Origin of the sequence: Saccharopolyspora gloriosae, from assembly GCF_022828475.1 — a bacterium.
GTDB classification, from domain to species: domain Bacteria; phylum Actinomycetota; class Actinomycetes; order Mycobacteriales; family Pseudonocardiaceae; genus Saccharopolyspora_C; species Saccharopolyspora_C gloriosae_A.
Genome location: NZ_CP059557.1, coordinates 2,619,173 through 2,634,547, shown reverse-complemented (window position 1 = coordinate 2,634,547; position 15,375 = coordinate 2,619,173). Strand labels below are relative to the sequence as shown.

The 15,375-nt window shown below is 67.1% G+C and carries 13 protein-coding genes and 1 tRNA gene; 6 read left to right on the top strand and 8 right to left on the bottom strand.

Annotated features, from left to right (window positions below):
• Window positions 1-53 precede the first annotated feature (53 nt).
• On the top strand, window positions 54-263 hold the full coding sequence (locus H2Q94_RS11275; RefSeq protein ID WP_243794491.1) for a hypothetical protein: 210 nt from the start codon (window positions 54-56) through the stop codon (window positions 261-263).
• A 154-nt stretch (window positions 264-417) separates the two neighbouring features.
• On the opposite strand, the gene H2Q94_RS11270 is transcribed toward H2Q94_RS11275, so the two are convergent.
• Window positions 418-1,812: an arsenic transporter gene (locus H2Q94_RS11270; RefSeq protein WP_243794490.1), complete on the bottom strand. Its 1,395-nt coding sequence runs from the start codon at window positions 1,810-1,812 to the stop codon at window positions 418-420.
• 310 nt (window positions 1,813-2,122) lie between these two features.
• Here H2Q94_RS11270 and H2Q94_RS11265 point away from each other — a divergent pair, with 310 nt between their 5' ends.
• Window positions 2,123-3,439, top strand: coding sequence for an MFS transporter (locus H2Q94_RS11265; RefSeq protein ID WP_243794489.1), 1,317 nt, complete (start codon window positions 2,123-2,125; stop codon window positions 3,437-3,439).
• A gap of 89 nt (window positions 3,440-3,528) precedes the next feature.
• On the opposite strand, the gene H2Q94_RS11260 is transcribed toward H2Q94_RS11265, so the two are convergent.
• Window positions 3,529-4,728: a family 43 glycosylhydrolase gene (locus H2Q94_RS11260; RefSeq protein WP_243794487.1), complete on the bottom strand. Its 1,200-nt coding sequence runs from the start codon at window positions 4,726-4,728 to the stop codon at window positions 3,529-3,531.
• Window positions 4,729-4,830: 102 nt separating this feature from the next.
• Complete coding sequence (locus H2Q94_RS11255; protein ID WP_243794486.1) at window positions 4,831-5,298, bottom strand: NUDIX hydrolase; 468 nt, start codon at window positions 5,296-5,298, stop codon at window positions 4,831-4,833.
• A 55-nt stretch (window positions 5,299-5,353) separates the two neighbouring features.
• Between H2Q94_RS11255 and H2Q94_RS11250 the strand changes: the two genes are divergently transcribed.
• The 3 genes from H2Q94_RS11250 (at window position 5,354) to H2Q94_RS11240 (ending at window position 7,625) form a co-directional block, all read left to right on the top strand.
• Complete coding sequence (locus tag H2Q94_RS11250) at window positions 5,354-6,421, top strand: DNA polymerase IV (RefSeq protein ID WP_243794485.1); 1,068 nt, start codon at window positions 5,354-5,356, stop codon at window positions 6,419-6,421.
• A gap of 55 nt (window positions 6,422-6,476) precedes the next feature.
• Window positions 6,477-6,550, top strand: a tRNA-Pro gene (locus H2Q94_RS11245).
• Window positions 6,551-7,280: 730 nt separating this feature from the next.
• A complete protein-coding gene (locus tag H2Q94_RS11240) occupies window positions 7,281-7,625 on the top strand; it encodes a hypothetical protein (protein ID WP_243794484.1) in 345 nt (114 codons plus the stop codon).
• A gap of 653 nt (window positions 7,626-8,278) precedes the next feature.
• On the opposite strand, the gene H2Q94_RS11235 is transcribed toward H2Q94_RS11240, so the two are convergent.
• From H2Q94_RS11235 to H2Q94_RS11215, 5 genes are all read right to left on the bottom strand, one after another.
• Window positions 8,279-10,156, bottom strand: a complete 1,878-nt coding sequence (locus H2Q94_RS11235; protein ID WP_309501147.1) for a propionyl-CoA synthetase — start codon at window positions 10,154-10,156, stop codon at window positions 8,279-8,281.
• A 130-nt stretch (window positions 10,157-10,286) separates the two neighbouring features.
• Entirely contained in the window at window positions 10,287-11,612 is a 1,326-nt protein-coding gene (locus H2Q94_RS11230; protein WP_243794483.1) for an alkaline phosphatase family protein, read from the bottom strand.
• Window positions 11,613-11,647: 35 nt separating this feature from the next.
• Window positions 11,648-12,199: a cytidyltransferase gene (locus H2Q94_RS11225; RefSeq protein WP_243794482.1), complete on the bottom strand. Its 552-nt coding sequence runs from the start codon at window positions 12,197-12,199 to the stop codon at window positions 11,648-11,650.
• A gap of 2 nt (window positions 12,200-12,201) precedes the next feature.
• Entirely contained in the window at window positions 12,202-13,317 is a 1,116-nt protein-coding gene (gene selD, locus H2Q94_RS11220) for a selenide, water dikinase SelD (protein ID WP_258718685.1), read from the bottom strand.
• Window positions 13,314-14,558 carry an acyl-CoA dehydrogenase family protein gene (locus H2Q94_RS11215; RefSeq protein WP_243794479.1) on the bottom strand — a complete coding sequence of 415 codons (1,245 nt, stop codon included), beginning with the start codon at window positions 14,556-14,558 and terminating at the stop codon, window positions 13,314-13,316. The genes selD and H2Q94_RS11215 overlap by 4 nt, the downstream gene beginning before the upstream one ends.
• Before the next feature lie 98 nt (window positions 14,559-14,656).
• Between H2Q94_RS11215 and H2Q94_RS11210 the strand changes: the two genes are divergently transcribed.
• Window positions 14,657-15,352, top strand: coding sequence for a TetR/AcrR family transcriptional regulator (locus H2Q94_RS11210; RefSeq protein WP_243794478.1), 696 nt, complete (start codon window positions 14,657-14,659; stop codon window positions 15,350-15,352).
• The last annotated feature ends 23 nt before the right edge of the window (window positions 15,353-15,375 follow it).

The window sequence follows — 15,375 nt, the reverse complement described above, 5'->3', positions numbered from 1 at the left end:
CGCCCGCGTCGAAGCCGATTCGGCGCGGGCGGCACACTGGGGATGTGGAGACGGTGAAGAACGCACGCCCCCGGCTGGACGCCTCGTCGGTCGCCGTGTGCGCACACGTGGGCATCGGAGCGGACGACGCGGTGGCCCGGGCCGCCCGGGACCGGCTGGGCAACGCGCTCGCCAACTACCGCAGGCACTGGTCGACCGCAGGCGAGCCCCAGGTGTTCGAGGACCGCCTCCTCCCCGGCGACGAGGCCAAGAACCCCGCCTGAGCACTTCCCCGCCGCCTGAGGTGAACGACTCCTTCGCCCGGTAAGACCGGTCGAACGGACCATCGTCCCCAGAGGCGGCACCGGGTGAACGACTCCTTGGCCCACTAGCACCGGCCGGATGGGACGATGGTCGTTCTTCGGCGCCCGGGCTCGATCAGCCGATGACGGTCAGCCATCCGGCGAGGGCGAGCAGCGTCACCAGCAGGACCGGCACGGTGAGCACGATCCCCGTCCGGAAGTAGCGTCCCCAGCCGACGTGCAGGCCCTTGCGGTCGAGCACGTGCAACCACAGCAAGGTGGCCAGGCTGCCGATCGGCGTGATCTTCGGTCCGAGGTCGGAGCCGATGACGTTCGCGTACACCATCGCCTCGTGCGCGAGCCCCGTCGCTCCCGCGCCCGCGATGGCCAGCGCGGCGATCAGCACCGTCGGCAGGTTGTTCATGATCGACGCGAGCACCGCCACCACGACGCCGGTGCCGACGGCCGCGGTGAGCGTGCCGTGCGCGCCGAAGTGCCCGAACAGCGCGGCCAGCTCCTGCGTCAGGCCTTGATTGCGCAGGCCGTAGACGACGAGGTACATGCCGATGCTGAACAGCACGATCTGCCACGGCGCCTCCCGGACGACCTTGCCGACGGCGATGCGCCGCTCACCGGGCTCCGGCGCCGCCGGGACTTCACCGTGCGCGACGAGCACCTTCCGCTCGGTGCGGAACAGGAATCCGGGCCACCGCGCCGCCACCGCCAGCAGCACCACCGCGCCCGCTCCGATCACCGCGGACAGCGGTACCCGCAGCGGCTCGGCCACGAAGTACCCGGCGAGCAGCATGCCCAGCACCGCCCAGCCGGCGCGGAACGTCGTGCGGTCCCGGATGGCCGACGCGGGTTCGGCGAGCACGGTCAGGTCGTACTCCTCCGGGATGTCGCGGCGGAAGTACCACAGCAGCACCGCGAGGCTCGCCGCCACCGAGACCAGGCCCACCGGCACCATCACCAGCGCGTAGCGGGCGAACCCGATCCCGAAGAAGTCCGCGGACACGATGTTGACCAGGTTCGACACCACCAGCGGCAGACTCCCGGTGTCGGCCACGAACCCGGTGGCCAGCGCGAAACCGAGCGTCGCGGTCGGGGTGAACCGCAGCACCAGCATGATCTGCAGCACGATCGGGGTGAGGATCAGCGCCGCTCCGTCGTTGGCGAACACCGCCGAGATCACCGCGCCGAGCAGCACCACCAGCACGAACAGCCGCCGCCCTCGCCCAGCGCCCCAGCGGGCCACGTGCAGCGCGGCCCACTCGAAGAAGCCGGACTCGTCGAGCAGGAGCGAGACCAGCACGATCGCCACGAACGCCAGCGTCGCGTTCCAGACCAGTCCGACCACAGTGGACACATCGGGCACGGCCACCACACCGGTCAGCAGCGCCACGGCCGCCCCGCCGAGTGCGCTCCACCCGATCCCGAGCCCTCTGGGCCGCCAGATGACCAGCGCCAAGGTCACCACGAAGATCAACCCGGCAACGACCGTCAGCACGAGCTCAAGCCCCTCCGCCATTCGCGGTGGAACCCTCATCCCCGCTCCGCCCGAGCACACTAGGCCATGCGTTGACGAGCGGAACCCGCCACCGCCGAGCCGCCGCGGCCAAGCCAGGCAGGTCGCCGCGACCGACCTCTCGACATCGCGGCGCAACCGCGGCCGGCTTCGCCGTACCCGGCCTGGAAGAGCGCCGCGGACCTCGCGGTGCCCCATCCGTGGCCGATCCCATGTCCAATTCATGGGAATCGGTTCCCGGCCAGTGGGCGGCGAGCGCTACGCTACGTGTGCTCATTTTGGTCTGAACGTGTGAACAGGGAGGTTCCGGACCATGGCGGTCGGCCACGTTCCCGATGCCGTCGCGGATGACGCCGCGCCGCGCAACTCCACTCGCCAAGTCGTGGTGGCCAGCCTCGTAGGAACCTCCATCGAGTTCTACGACTTCTACGTCTACGCCACCGCGGCCGTCCTGGTGTTCCCGAAGCTCTTCTTCCCCGCAGGTGATCCCACCGCCGCCACCTTGCAGTCGCTGGCGACGTTCGCCATCGCCTTCATCGCGCGTCCGGTCGGTTCGGCGTTGTTCGGGCACTTCGGCGACCGCATCGGCCGCAAGTCGACGCTGGTCGCGTCGCTGCTGACGATGGGGATTTCGACGGTGCTCATCGGACTGCTGCCCGGCTACGCGTCGATCGGCGTGGCCGCCCCGCTGCTGCTGGCGCTGTGCCGATTCGGCCAGGGCCTCGGTCTCGGCGGCGAATGGGGCGGTGCGGCCCTGCTGGCCACCGAGAACGCGCCCGCGGGCAAGCGCGCCATCTTCGGCACGTTCCCGCAGCTCGGCGCCCCCATCGGGTTCTTCGTGGCGAACGGGCTGTTCCTGCTGCTGTCCGAAACGATGGACGACGCGACGTTCCTGGCCTGGGGCTGGCGAGTGCCGTTCCTGGTTTCCGCGGTGCTCGTCATCGTCGGCCTGTGGGTCCGGCTGAGCCTGCACGAAACGCCCGCGTTCGCGAAGGTCGTCGAATCCGGCGAACGAGCCAAGGTTCCCTTCGTGCAGGTCTTCCGCACCGGCCTCAAGGGACTGGTGCTCGGCACGTTCATCATGCTGGCCACCTACGTGCTGTTCTACCTGATGACCGTGTTCACCCTGTCCTACGGCACCGCCGAGTCCGGGCTCGGCTACAGCCGCTCCGAGTTCCTGGTGTTCCTGCTCATCGGCGTCGTGTTCTTCGGCCTGACCGTGCCCATCGCGGGCCTGCTGGCCGACCGCTTCGGCCGCCGCCCCACGCTGCTCGTGATCACCTCGGCGATCATCGTGTTCGGGCTGCTGATGGGGCCGTGGTTCGGGAACGGTTCACTGCCCGCGGTGCTCAGCTTCCTCATCGTCGGCCTCGCCTTGATGGGCTTGACGTTCGGCCCGATGGGCGCGGTGCTGCCGGAGCTGTTCCCGACCGCGGTGCGCTACACCGGCGCGTCGGTGTCGTACAACCTGGCGAGCCTGCTCGGCGCCTCCGTGGCGCCCTACATCGCGACCTGGCTCGCAGGCAGCCACGGCGTCGGCTGGGTCGGCGTCTACCTCGCCGCGATGGGAGGGCTGACGCTCATCGCACTGTTCGTCAGCCGTGAAACGAAGGACTCGACGCTGGACTGAGCGGGTTCGCACACCGCCGCCGGTTCCGCGGGGAACCGGCGGCGGTCGTCTTTCCGGCAGGCCTACCGTTCGCACACCGATGGCGCGCCTCACTTCCGCTGGACGTAGATCCGATTCCCTTCCGGCCCGGTCCACTCCATCCGCACCACCCCGGCCACCGCGGCGTCCTCGCCCCGGTCGGCCCAGTAGCCGGCGGCCGGATTCCGGAAGAACGTCGCCCACAGCCGGCCGTCGGCATCCGCGAAGATGTTGTTGTGACCGGCGCCGACGCCCGCGGTCCAGCGTTTCGAGTACGGCCCTTCGAACTCGTCCGAGACGGCGACGATCGCGTCGTACTGGTACCGCGCACCTTCGGTCGTGTCGTAGGCGTACCGGTCGCCGTCGAACTTCCAGTCCCAGGCGGCGTGCACCAGGTAGTACTTCCCTTCGTGCTTGAACACGTAAGCGCCCTCGAGGTACGGCTCGGACGAGTACCGCGTCTGCTCGAACTTCGGGAGGTTCGTCGTCTGGACGATGTCCTCCATGTCCTCCCGGAATTCGGCGTACAGGTCGTTGTGCAACACCAGCCACGCCTTGTCGCCTTCGGCGTAGAGACCACCGTCGATGTGGAAGTAGGCGTTCGGGTCGATCCAGTCCGGCCCGCCCGAGACCAGCTCGCCGAACGGCTTCTCCAAGTTGCCCTCGACGACCCGGTACGGCCCTTCGATTCCCCCCGTGCTCTTGAGCATGAACGAACCGACCTTGCGGGAATGATCGCCCATGCACGCGACGATGTACCAGGTGCCGCGGAAGTAGTGCACCTCGGGCGCCCACGCGTTGCCGCGCTTGCCGAACTCCTCGTCGTGCCAGTACTCCTGCCACGGGGCGACGACGGTGCGTCCCGGCTCGTTCTCGCCGACGAACTCCGGCGACCACACCTTGCCCTTCTCCGCATCGGGCCGGACGCCGGTCGTGTCGACCAGCTTCCACGGCCCGTCCAAGGAGTCCGCGGTCCACACGAAGATCCCGTCGTTCCACGGCCCTGCCCCGCCGGCACCGGCTGCGCGAGTGGTGCCGGTGGCGACGTAGAGCGGACTCCCGTCGACGACGAAGCAGTTCACGTAGGTGTCGCGGATCCAGATCCTGCCGAGCTCCTCGTCCCGAGGGCGCAGCTCGAGCTCGAGAACGCGGGAGTTGTCATCCCGAGGCCACAGATCCTGCCGGACATCGGCGACGCCGTAGGGCTCCTTCTCCGGCCAGTTCGGCGGGTACTCCTGGTTCAGCTGCGTGCCGGTCTCGTCGGCGGACATCGGTTTCTCCTCGTCGTGTCGCGTCGTTCAACGAATCGAGACCGACAAGCCGCCCCCGGCCTCGTGATCGACACTACGCGTCACTACCGGTGTCCGGCCCGATCACTCCGGGGCCAGCGCATCCAACAGCCGCGAAATGAATTCCGCTTGCGCCGCAACAAGTTTCCCGCGTGCCGTCGCCGGATCGAACCACTCCGCCCGATCCACTTCCGGGAAGCTCTGCGTACGCCCGGAACGCGGTGGCCAAGCCAGTTCCACGAGGTTGCTGCGCAGCTCCCCCACCTCGAACTCGCCCCACACGGCCCACGCCACGACCACTTTGCCGCTCTTCTGGCGCACCTCACCGAGTTCGATCAACGAGTTCGCGGCGGGCCGAACGCCCGTCTCCTCCTCGAACTCGCGCAACGCGGCGGACAACGGCGTCTCGTCCTCGCCGTACTCGCCTTTCGGGATCGACCATGCGCCCAGGTCCTTGTTCTTCCAGAACGGCCCGCCCGGATGCACCAGCAGCACTTCCGGCTCCCCCTCGCGCATCCGGTACAGCAAGATCCCCGCGCTGCGCTTCGCCATCCGACGACCGTACCGCCGACCTGCCACGACACCGCGCACGAGGCAAGCTGGAGGCGTGGAGCGAGTGGTGCTGCACGTGGACCTGGACCAGTTCATCGTCGCCGTGGAACTGCTGCGACGCCCCGAACTGCGCGGTGAACCCGTGCTGGTCGGAGGCATCGGAGACCCCACCCGCCGCGGCGTCGTCGCCGGAGCCTCCTACGAGGCCCGCGAATTCGGCGTGCACTCCGGAACCCCGTTGCGCACCGCGGCGAAACGCTGTCCGCAAGCAGTGTTCCTCCCCCTCGACAGAGACGCGTACCTGGCGGCCTCGGACACCTTCACCGCCGCGCTGCGCGACCTCTCCGACGTGGTGGAGGAGGCAGGCTGGGACGAGGCGTACCTGCTGCTCGACACCGACGACGCCACCCGCTCCGCCACCGAACTCCGCGGCCACGTCCACACCCGAACCGGACTGATCTGCTCCGTGGGAATCGGCGACAACAAACTGCGCGCAAAAACCGCCTCCGGCTTCGCGAAACCCACCGCCGGAGTCACCGACAGCGGAATCTTCCGCCTCGACGCGGAAAACTGGCCACGCACCATGTACGAACGCCCACCCGAAGCACTACGAGGAATCGGACGCAGAACAGCCGCCCGCCTGGCCGAACGCGGACTCCACTCGGTCGGCGAACTCGCGGCCACCGACCGCTTCACCCTCGCCGAGCACTTCGGCCCCCGCAACGGCCCGTGGCTCGTCGCCGTAGCCCGCGGCTACGACCCCGCACCCGTGCATCCCGAGCCGTACCGCCCACGCTCCTACGGTCGCGAGATCACCTTCCAAGAGGACGTCACCGCCCCCGAGCCATTGCGCGCCGAACTGACCCGCCTCTCCCACCTCGTCGCCGAAGACCTCGCCGCACACGACCTGCTCGCGAGCCGGGTCGTGGTCAAACTCCGCGACTCCCACTTCCGCACCCACTCCCACGGCGTCCGCCCCACTACGCCCACCCGAGATCCCGCGACCCTCGCCGCCGCCTCCCACGAAGCCCTCGCCGCCTTCACCCTCACCCGTCCCACCCGCCTGATCGGCACCCGCGCCGAACTCTTGACCAGCACCGATACCGAAACCGAGGGCCGATGAAGATCCTCTGTGGGCGGTGCGCTAAGCTTTTCAAGCACCCCACGGAGGGTGTGGCCGGGACGTGGCGCAGCTTGGTAGCGCACTTGACTGGGGGTCAAGGGGTCGTGGGTTCGAATCCCGCCGTCCCGACGGTCGCGGAAGCCCGCTGATCTAGCACGAAGGTGCAGGTCAGCGGGCTTTTTGATGTTCCGGTGTAGATCATGCAGTGGATCTTCCGAAACCGCCCGTGCCGATTTTTGGGAGGTTTTTGGGAGGATTTCGTCCGCGCCCGCGAAATGGGGTCGCGCAGTGGGAGGATTTCCTGGTCACCCAGCCAGGTGATCTTCACAATAACGCCCACACCCACCTACGCCGCCCCGCACTGCGAACCGAGAGCACATGAACCCGACCACCAAGCTACACGCCTGCCCGCGATCCGGAGTGAATGAAAACCAGCCCTGCCCGAGATAAAATACCAGGTCAAGAAGTGTCGGCCCCGCGCACGCGGGGGTGTTCCCCGCAGATGCTGTTGCAGCAGGCGGTCGACCTCGTCGGCTCCGCGCATACGGAGGTTTCCAGGTGCCGGTGGACCTGAACAAGGCCACCGTGGTCGGCTCCGCGCATGTGGGGGTGTTCTCTCCTACGCCGGTGGAGCACCGGCTCCGCCGGTGCGGAGTCGGCCCCGCGAATGCGGGGCTCGAACGCGGCGGATAGGGCAAGACAAGCATCGCTCCTCGGCGCAGAAGCCGGAAACCGAGCCGGTAAAGAGACTCGGGACGCGACAACTTCCCGAGTAGAAGGGAAATCACCGACTAGTCCAACCGGGCGCACCCACACTCACACGCTCCACGCGCCACTCCTCAACCCACAGCATCACCACATGGACGCGACCACACTCGCCACCCTCCTGCACACCACGACCGACTCCGAACTCGCCGACGCCATCCTCAACTGCACCCACCTCGACGAACTCCTCGAAGCCTGCACACGCATCAACGACGACCCCGACGACATCAGCCACACCCTCACCGAAACCGCCGACGCCCTGCTCGACAACGACCACCGCACCGGGACGCTCTCCCCCGGACACGCCGCAGACCTACTCAGCGTCGAAGGCAACCCCACCCACAACCTCGACGCCCTCCGCCACCGCCACCTCGTCCTCGCAGCAGGACGACCGCAAGCCGCACCCCCGGCCATCCACACGGCGCTGACCGACAACTGACCTATACCGCGTCAAGGTAGTGGACCCTGAACAACCGGTGTTTTTCGGTCCATCGCAGTTCAGCGGTCCGTGCTCCTTCTCGTTCCGGCGGGATGCAAACGTGTTGCCGCACGTTCCCGTCGCGCCAGGAAATCGCCGCTTGATCTTGACCGTCGCCAATCGAGAAAGCTTCACCCCACCGCGGCCGACCCAGACCTCGAGTCCTTCCAACGCAACTCGAGGAACTTGCACCGACCGCCTTCCGTTGCCGGAGCGGCTGGCTCAGACCCGGCGCGAGCTTGCCGGTGCAAGTGTCCGGTGTGCTGCGCGGGACAACCCACGACAACCTCTCGGCTGGTGGCATCGCACTTCAGCGAGCCGCCCGCACCGCTGCGGCATAGCACGGGAACTCGCCACAACGCCGGCAACACCAACCCCGACGCCGCCACCTCAGGAATGCCGCACACAAGCGTTGAACGACCGGCAGAGCATGCCGGACCGGCTGGTTAGGCGCAGACGCAGTCCCGCCGATATGGGTTGGGCCGTAACGCTCAGCGCCACGGCCAGGCCAAAACTGGTCGTCAATCAGTAGAGACTGGTCCGCGGGGGCGCGTCCGCGGGGCGCCTCATGAGTCGAATTCCTTGACACAACTGCTTTTCTCACTCCAACACACTCAGTCGCGTCGGAGAACGGGGCGGAGCGCATCGAGCACGGCTATGTCCTCGATGGTCGAAGGCGCCGATTCGTCAGCGCCATCGGCGATTCCCCTCATGGTTTTCCGCAAGATCTTGCCGGAGCGAGTTTTGGGTAGGGCTGGCACGATCGAGATATCCTTGAGCGCTGCCACTGCTCCGATTCGGTTGCGGACCAGCGCGATGAGGTCGGCAACGACGGTGGCCTCGTCGTGATGGTCACCGGCTTTCAGCACAACGAATCCTCGAGGAAGTTGCCCCTTGAGGGGATCTGCCACGCCGATCACGGCGCACTCTGCGACTGCCGGGTGCGCAGCGAGGGCCTCCTCCATGGTGCCGGTCGAGAGCCGGTGGCCGGCCACATTGATGACGTCGTCGGTACGGCCCATGATGAACACGTAGCCGTCATCGTCGATGTGTCCGCCGTCGCCGGTAGCGTAGTAGCCCGGGTACTCGGACAAGTACGAGGAGATGTAGCGTTCATCGTCGTTCCAGAGCGTGGTCAGCGCACCCGGAGGCAGCGGCAGTTTCAACAGGATCGTGCCGTCGGTGCCGCGCGGTACAGGACCGCCGACGGCGTCGACGACCGTGATGTTCCAACCGGGGACCGCAACGCTCGCGGATCCAGGCTTGACGGGCAGGGGCTCCCGTCCCACGAGGTTCGCGGCGACCGGCCAGCCGGTCTCGGTTTGCCACCAGTGGTCGATGACCGGAATGCCGAGGCGGTCTTGAGTCCAACGGAGCGTTTCAGGGTCCAGGCGCTCGCCGGCTAGGAACACGGTGCTCAAGCTGGAGAGGTCGTAGTCGTCGAGGAAGGAACCTTCCGAGTCTTCCTTTTTGATCGCTCGCAGCGAGGTGGGCGCGGTGAACAGGGCCTTCACTTGGTTCTCGGCAATGACTCGCCAGAACTGGCCCGGGTCCGGTGTCCCGACAGGTTTGCCTTCGAAGAACACCGTGGTGGCGCCAGCAAGCAATGGCCCGTAGACGATGTAGGAGTGCCCGACGACCCAACCGACATCGGAGGCGCTGAACATCGTCTCGCCAGGGCCGACGTCGTAGATGGCGCGCATCGACCAGGCCAGGGCGACGGCGTAGCCGCCAGTGTCACGGACGACGCCCTTGGGTTTGCCCGTCGTACCCGAGGTGTAGAGGATGTAGAGCGGATCGGTACTAACCACCGGAACACAGGCAACAGGTTTGGCAGTGGCGATCATCTCGGACCAGTCGAGATCGCGGTCGCCTAGCTCGGCGACCGCCTGGGGGCGTTGCAGAACGATGCAGTGATCTGGGCTGTGATCGGCCAGTTCGAATGCGCGCTCGAGCAGCGGTTTGTATTCGATGATCCGTGTGCCTTCGATACCGCACGATGCTGTGACGACGGCTTTGGGGGCAGCGTCGTCGATCCTGATCGCCAGCTCGTTCGGGGCGAATCCGCCAAAGACGACCGAGTGGACCGCGCCGATGCGGGCGCAGGCAAGCATCGCGATCGCGGCTTCGGGGACCATGGGCATGTAGATGACGACCCGGTCTCCGTGGCCGACGCCGATCTTGGTCAGTGCGCCGGCGAACCGCGCCACTTCCTCGAGCATCTGGCTGTAGGTGTAGATCTTCTTGGTCCCGGTGACGGGGCTGTCGTAGATCAGCGCGGCGCGGTCGCCATGGCCAGCTTGTACGTGGCGGTCTAGAGCGTTGTGGCAGGCGTTGAGCTGTCCGTCCGGGTACCAGCGGTAGAAGGGTGCGGCGGTGCCGTCCAGGACGCGTTCCGGTGCGCGGTGCCAGTCAATTGCCGTGGCGGCCTCGCGCCAGAACGTCTCGGGCTCCTCGATGCTGGCGCGGAAGGTCTCCTGATATCCCATCATGCTGCTCCGATCCCCGTGACTGCTTTGTCACGGGCTTCCGGTCTGAAAAGAATGGTGAGGGGCCGCTCCGGCACCTCGAGGGTTGCCGACGTGGCGGAGCGGCGGGACCTGGAGCGGGTTGCCCCCGAGGTCAGCGTCGGACGGTCATGCCGTCTTCGGTGACGGGCATGGGAAGGGGTGTATCGCTGAGTGCGATTACCGGGTGGGTGGTGATGCGATGGCCGAGGAAGACTGGCCGGTTAGCCTGCCCCAACAGCAGGGGCAGCAGTTCCTCGGCGCGGACGTTGCCCCACCACCCGTCACGCGCAGGAAGTTCTCCCCATTCGGTCACGGTGTCGGGTCTTACCGTCGGGCCGGCAACGAGCAAGGGAGTCGGGTCGGCTGTGTGCATCACCCCGTGGGTGGAGGGTGTGGCGTGATCACCCGTCACCGCGACGATCGCCCTGTCGGCGAGGGATGACAGGCCGGTCAGGCCTCGGTCGAGTGCCGCGAGGACGTCGCGTTTGGCGTGGGGTTGTTTGGTGTGACCGGCCTCGTCCGTGGCCTTGGTGTGGACGTGCACGAAGCGGGCGCCGGAGGCGATGAGTGCGTCTGCGGCCTCGAGTCGTGTTGCGATGTCGCGAGCCGGGTCGTCGACCGGGGGCAGGTGTACCGAGGCCATGCCCAGGGCTGTGGCGATCCCGCGGTACAGACGCGTGCTGGTGACCGCGGCACCGGCAACGCCGACCTGCTCGACGAATGAAGGAATTTCGCCGTAGCGGCCGGACCACTTCGTCGTGAGCACGTCCAGCGCAGGCAGCCCGCGGCGTTCCCGCGTGGCGTTGATATCGCTGGCTCGCAGGTAACGGTGTGCTGCCTGTAGGGCCGCGGTGAGCGCTGCGGCGAAGGCCGATCCCTCCGCGCTGGTCGGGACCGGCTGCATCCAGGGGTGGAAGTTCTCGAACAGCGGATCCGAGTCAGTCACCTGCGCACACCCGTGAGCGGGGGCGGTCAGCAGCGCTTCGCCGGTCTTGCCGTGGCGTTGCAGGGTCATCCCATGCTCGGCGAGCACCGGCCCGAGGCCGCTCAACAGGGCCACGATGTCGGCGTCATCGTCGACACTGGCTCGTCCGGTAATCCACAGGCGGTTGCCGTCGCGGCGGGAGGTGCGCAGCGCCGCGTGGGTGACCGCACAGTCATGGGCGATGTCGAGTCCGGCGCCGAGTGCTTCCAGCACGGCGCGCCCGGGGAAGGGCACCGTGGCGTAGCCAAACATCGCCCAGTGGGCCAGTTCCGAAGCCGGTGCGCGCCCCCATCCGAACGGCAGGTGCCATCCGGAAGCGCCGTCGTGGGCCAGGGCATCGAGGTGCGGGGTGTGGGCTGCCTCGGCAGGAGTGTGCCCTCCGAGTTCCGGGATGGGGCGATCGCCAAGCCCGTCGAATATGACCAGCACGATCGGCAGCCGGTCGTCGTCCAACCGAGGCTGGGTTTCGCCGTATCCAGGTGGCGCCATCACCGACCTCCGATGCGTGCTGCTGCCCGCTCTTTCAGTAGTTCAGTCAGGATCGGTGCGATGGAAGCGGGCACCATATCCGTCCACGTCGCCGTCTTGCCCGCCAGGCGTGCGCGGATGTCGGTGGCGGAGACCTTGGTGGCGGGGTCACCGTCGAGCATCGTCAGCCGATAGCCCGCATCCGCCAGCAGTCCCGCCTTGTGGCGTTCCCAGTCGCTGTAGGCGCGCACCACCTGCCGGGCGCGCAGCGGGACATAGTGCGGCCAGCACTCCGGCCGGGTGAGATCGAACGGCACAATGGTCGTCTGCTCCGCCCGGCCCCGGTCGGCCAGTGCCGTGTACAGGAGCCGCGCGCGTTCGAAGTAGGTGAAGGGGTTGGCTTCGGCCAGATGCCGGTGTGCCGAGGTCGATTCCTCCTGCCGGGCAACGGGATCAGGATTAGTGATCGCAATGATGAGGTGGTCGGCATCACGCAGCGCGATCTCGAACAGTTCCAAGTGCTGTTCATGCACCGGTTGGTACCGGCCGGTCACACAACTCAAACGATCCATCCCTACTCCTCTCCCTTGGCCGCTAGCGGTGTCTCGATCACGACGTGCCCCGGACGTCCGGATACGAGTTCGCCGACCACGGCTGCATCCGCATCACCCCGCTCGTGCAAGGCCGCGATCGTCGGACTCGCAATGGCCGGGGGGACGCAAAGCAGCAGGCCGCCGGATGTTTGGGCATCTGCCAACAGCAGCTGTGTGGTCTGGTCGGCGGTGGAGGGGGCGAACCAGCCCGCGGCGAGCGCATCAGTGAGAGTGCGGCGACTGCCATCAGGGGCGCAACCCTGCCGCACGAGCTCAGCAACCGAGGGAAGTAGCGGAACGGCCTCCGGCCGGATTCGGGCTTCGAGACCGGCCGCCGACGCCATCTCGTGCAGGTGGCCGATGAGGCCGTATCCCGTGACATCGGTCCCACCGCGAAGCCCTGCGGTAGTAGCCACTCCGGCCGCGGAGGCGTTGGAACGGCTCATCATGGCGACCGCCTCACCGACGGCCGAGCCCGGCGCCTGCCCCCGTTTCACCGCTGTGCCGATGACCCCGGCGCCGAGCCGCTTCGTCAACACGAGCAGGTCACCCGCACGACCTCCGCCCTTGCGCAGGATAGAGCTCTCGTCGACTTCGCCCACGACGGCCAGACCGTATTTGGGGGCTGGGTCAACGATGCTGTGCCCGCCGGCAAGCACCGCGCCGGCATCGGCGACCGCGTTCGCGCCTCCCCGCAAAACCTCCGCGAGCAGGGCACGGTCCAGGTTCTCCGGCCAAGCGAGCAGGTTCAGCGCCAGCAGCGGGCGCCCACCCATCGCGTAGACGTCCGACAGGGCGTTGGTGGCCGCAATGCGTCCCCAGGCGTAGGGATCATCCACCATCGGAGTCAGGAAATCGGTGGTCATCACCAGGGAACGGCCTTCAAGGCCAGGAATGTCAAGAACAGCCGCATCATCGGCGGGAGACAACCCGACCCTCAGAGCCGCACCAGCACGAGCGGTGCGGCCACTTTCCGCAGGGGCGCCATCGCCCGCCTTCAACGACGCCAACACGTCGTTGAGCAGGCTCTGCGGCATCTTGCAAGCACACCCTCCGCCCGGTGAGTACTGCGTGAGCGGGGTCGTCAGGGTCGTCATGCGGCTCGCCTCTTCAACAGGCCTCGCGCAATCCCGTTGCGCTGGATCTCAGATGTTCCTGCCGGGATGCGGAGGTTTCGTGCGACCCGGAACAGCTTCTCCTCCGGCGAGTCCTGCATAAGCCCCATCGCACCGCGCACCTGCACCGCGGTGTCTGCGACGCGGAAGAACGCCTCGTCGTTGATCACCTTGACCAGGCTGATCAGCCGGGGAGCATCGGAGTGCATCGGAATTGCGAATGGCCCCAGTTCATCAAGCTCGGCCTGCGCCACCAGAGACGTCGAGCGGGCCTGGTAGATGTCGGTGTCCATGTTCGCCAACATGTGCTGCACCGCCTGCTGTGCCGCGATCGGCTCGCCACCCGACGTCCGATCCTGGGCGTAGTCAAGAGCTCGCTCGAGCAGCCAGGCACCCCAGCCGGCACACATGCCGCCACGGCAGAGTCGGCGCCAGTTGATCCACGACATTGCCAGCGCGAAACCGTCGCCGATCTCGCCGACGACGTTCTCGGCCGGAACCCGCACGTCGCTGAACTCCAGGGTGCCGGTCAAACCGTCGGCCATCATCGTGGGCAGATCACGCCCGCGGGTGACCCCGGGTGCGTTGGCGTCAATCAGGAACATCGACAGCGAGCGGGTCCGGGCGCCGGGTCCAGTGACAGCCACGACCTGCAAGACATCGGCAAAGTGCGAGTTAGTGATCCACGCCTTTTTCCCGTTGATGATCCAGTCATGGCCGTCGCGGGTTGCGTGGGTGGACATCGCCAGGACATCGGAGCCGACACTGGGCTCGGTATTGCAGAACGCCGCCGTGATCTCCCCCGCGATCAGCGGCTGCAGATACTGCTCCCTCATGGTCGGCGAGCAGCGTTCGATCGCCGGGTTCGGCCCCTCCGTCCAAGCCAACGCGGCCAGCCCGAGCCCAAGACCGGACCGACGGTAGACGAACTCCTCAACGTGATGCATCTCCACCCGACTGAAACCCCTGCCACCCGCAGAGACCGAGTTGTGTGGTGCGTAGAGGTCAAGGGCACCCGCGCGGCGCTGCACCTGCCGTCGCGCCTCCCACACCGCCGGATGCATCCGTCCCAGCTCGTCGAACTGCGGCTGGCTGGCAGTGCCGACATTCTGTTGAGTCAGCTCCTCCTCGATCGGGGCAACCTCTTGGTCGAGGAAGGCCTGGAAGCGGTCCGTGTAGTCGGCGACTCGCTCGCTGGCACCAATGGCGGCGACGGCAGTCATGAGCTAGCTCTCCCTCTCGATGTCTGAACAACGTTCGGCCTATTGAACACTGTTCAGAGTGTAGCGTCACCGTCAACACGAAGGGAAGGACCAAGGACATGCCTGAGGGTGCGCGCGCAGAACGGCTCGACGCGGTGAACGAGACCAAGCGAGCGCTGATACTCGAGGGGGCGCTGCGGGTCTTCGCCCGTGACGGGCTGCGCGAGGCCAGCATGCGGGCGATCGCCAAAGAGGCCGGCTACACCCCGGGAGCGATCTACAGCTACTTCCCGAGCAAGGAGCACATCTACGCGGCAGCGCTGAACGAGTCGCTCAGGCGGCTGAAGAACGCAACCGAAGCCGCCGCCTCGCACGCCGCCACCGCAGCGTCCCGCTACGTCGCTGCCGGGCTGACCTTCTTCGACTTCTACGACGAGAACCCCCGCGACCTGGACATGGGGTTCTACCTGTTCTCCGGCGGCATGGCACCGCACGGGCTCTCCGACGAGGAAACCAATCGCGAGCTCAACGCCGCACTGCTCGCAACCCTGGAGCCAGCCCGCAATGCCGCAGCCGAGCTGTTTGACGCCGAGGCCGCCACACGCCTGACCGCGGAGGCGTTTGCACACGCGTCCGGATTGCTCCTCCTGCGGCACACCCGTCGACTCAACCTATTCCGACTCGATGCTCGCGAGTTGATGCATCGGTATCTCACAGAACAGATCGACCGAGACACGGTCACCAAACCCGAACAAGGCGCGTCGGCGCTCATCACAAACCACACGTCTTCCGGCAACGCCGCGGCCGATGGCTAGATAGCAGCGGCGTGAGCGAACCT

Excerpts from the sequence above, each read along its gene's own strand:
- H2Q94_RS11270 (WP_243794490.1), bottom strand. The coding sequence starts at position 1,812 with ATGGCGGAGGGGCTTGAGCTCGTGCTGACGGTCGTTGCCGGGTTGATC.
- H2Q94_RS11265 (WP_243794489.1), top strand. The coding sequence starts at position 2,123 with ATGGCGGTCGGCCACGTTCCCGATGCCGTCGCGGATGACGCCGCGCCG.
- H2Q94_RS11260 (WP_243794487.1), bottom strand. The coding sequence starts at position 4,728 with ATGTCCGCCGACGAGACCGGCACGCAGCTGAACCAGGAGTACCCGCCG.
- H2Q94_RS11255 (WP_243794486.1), bottom strand. The coding sequence starts at position 5,298 with ATGGCGAAGCGCAGCGCGGGGATCTTGCTGTACCGGATGCGCGAGGGG.
- H2Q94_RS11240 (WP_243794484.1), top strand. The coding sequence starts at position 7,281 with ATGGACGCGACCACACTCGCCACCCTCCTGCACACCACGACCGACTCC.
- H2Q94_RS11235 (WP_309501147.1), bottom strand. The coding sequence starts at position 10,156 with ATGATGGGATATCAGGAGACCTTCCGCGCCAGCATCGAGGAGCCCGAG.
- H2Q94_RS11225 (WP_243794482.1), bottom strand. The coding sequence starts at position 12,199 with ATGGATCGTTTGAGTTGTGTGACCGGCCGGTACCAACCGGTGCATGAA.
- selD (WP_258718685.1), bottom strand. The coding sequence starts at position 13,317 with ATGACGACCCTGACGACCCCGCTCACGCAGTACTCACCGGGCGGAGGG.
- H2Q94_RS11215 (WP_243794479.1), bottom strand. The coding sequence starts at position 14,558 with ATGACTGCCGTCGCCGCCATTGGTGCCAGCGAGCGAGTCGCCGACTAC.
- H2Q94_RS11210 (WP_243794478.1), top strand. The coding sequence starts at position 14,657 with ATGCCTGAGGGTGCGCGCGCAGAACGGCTCGACGCGGTGAACGAGACC.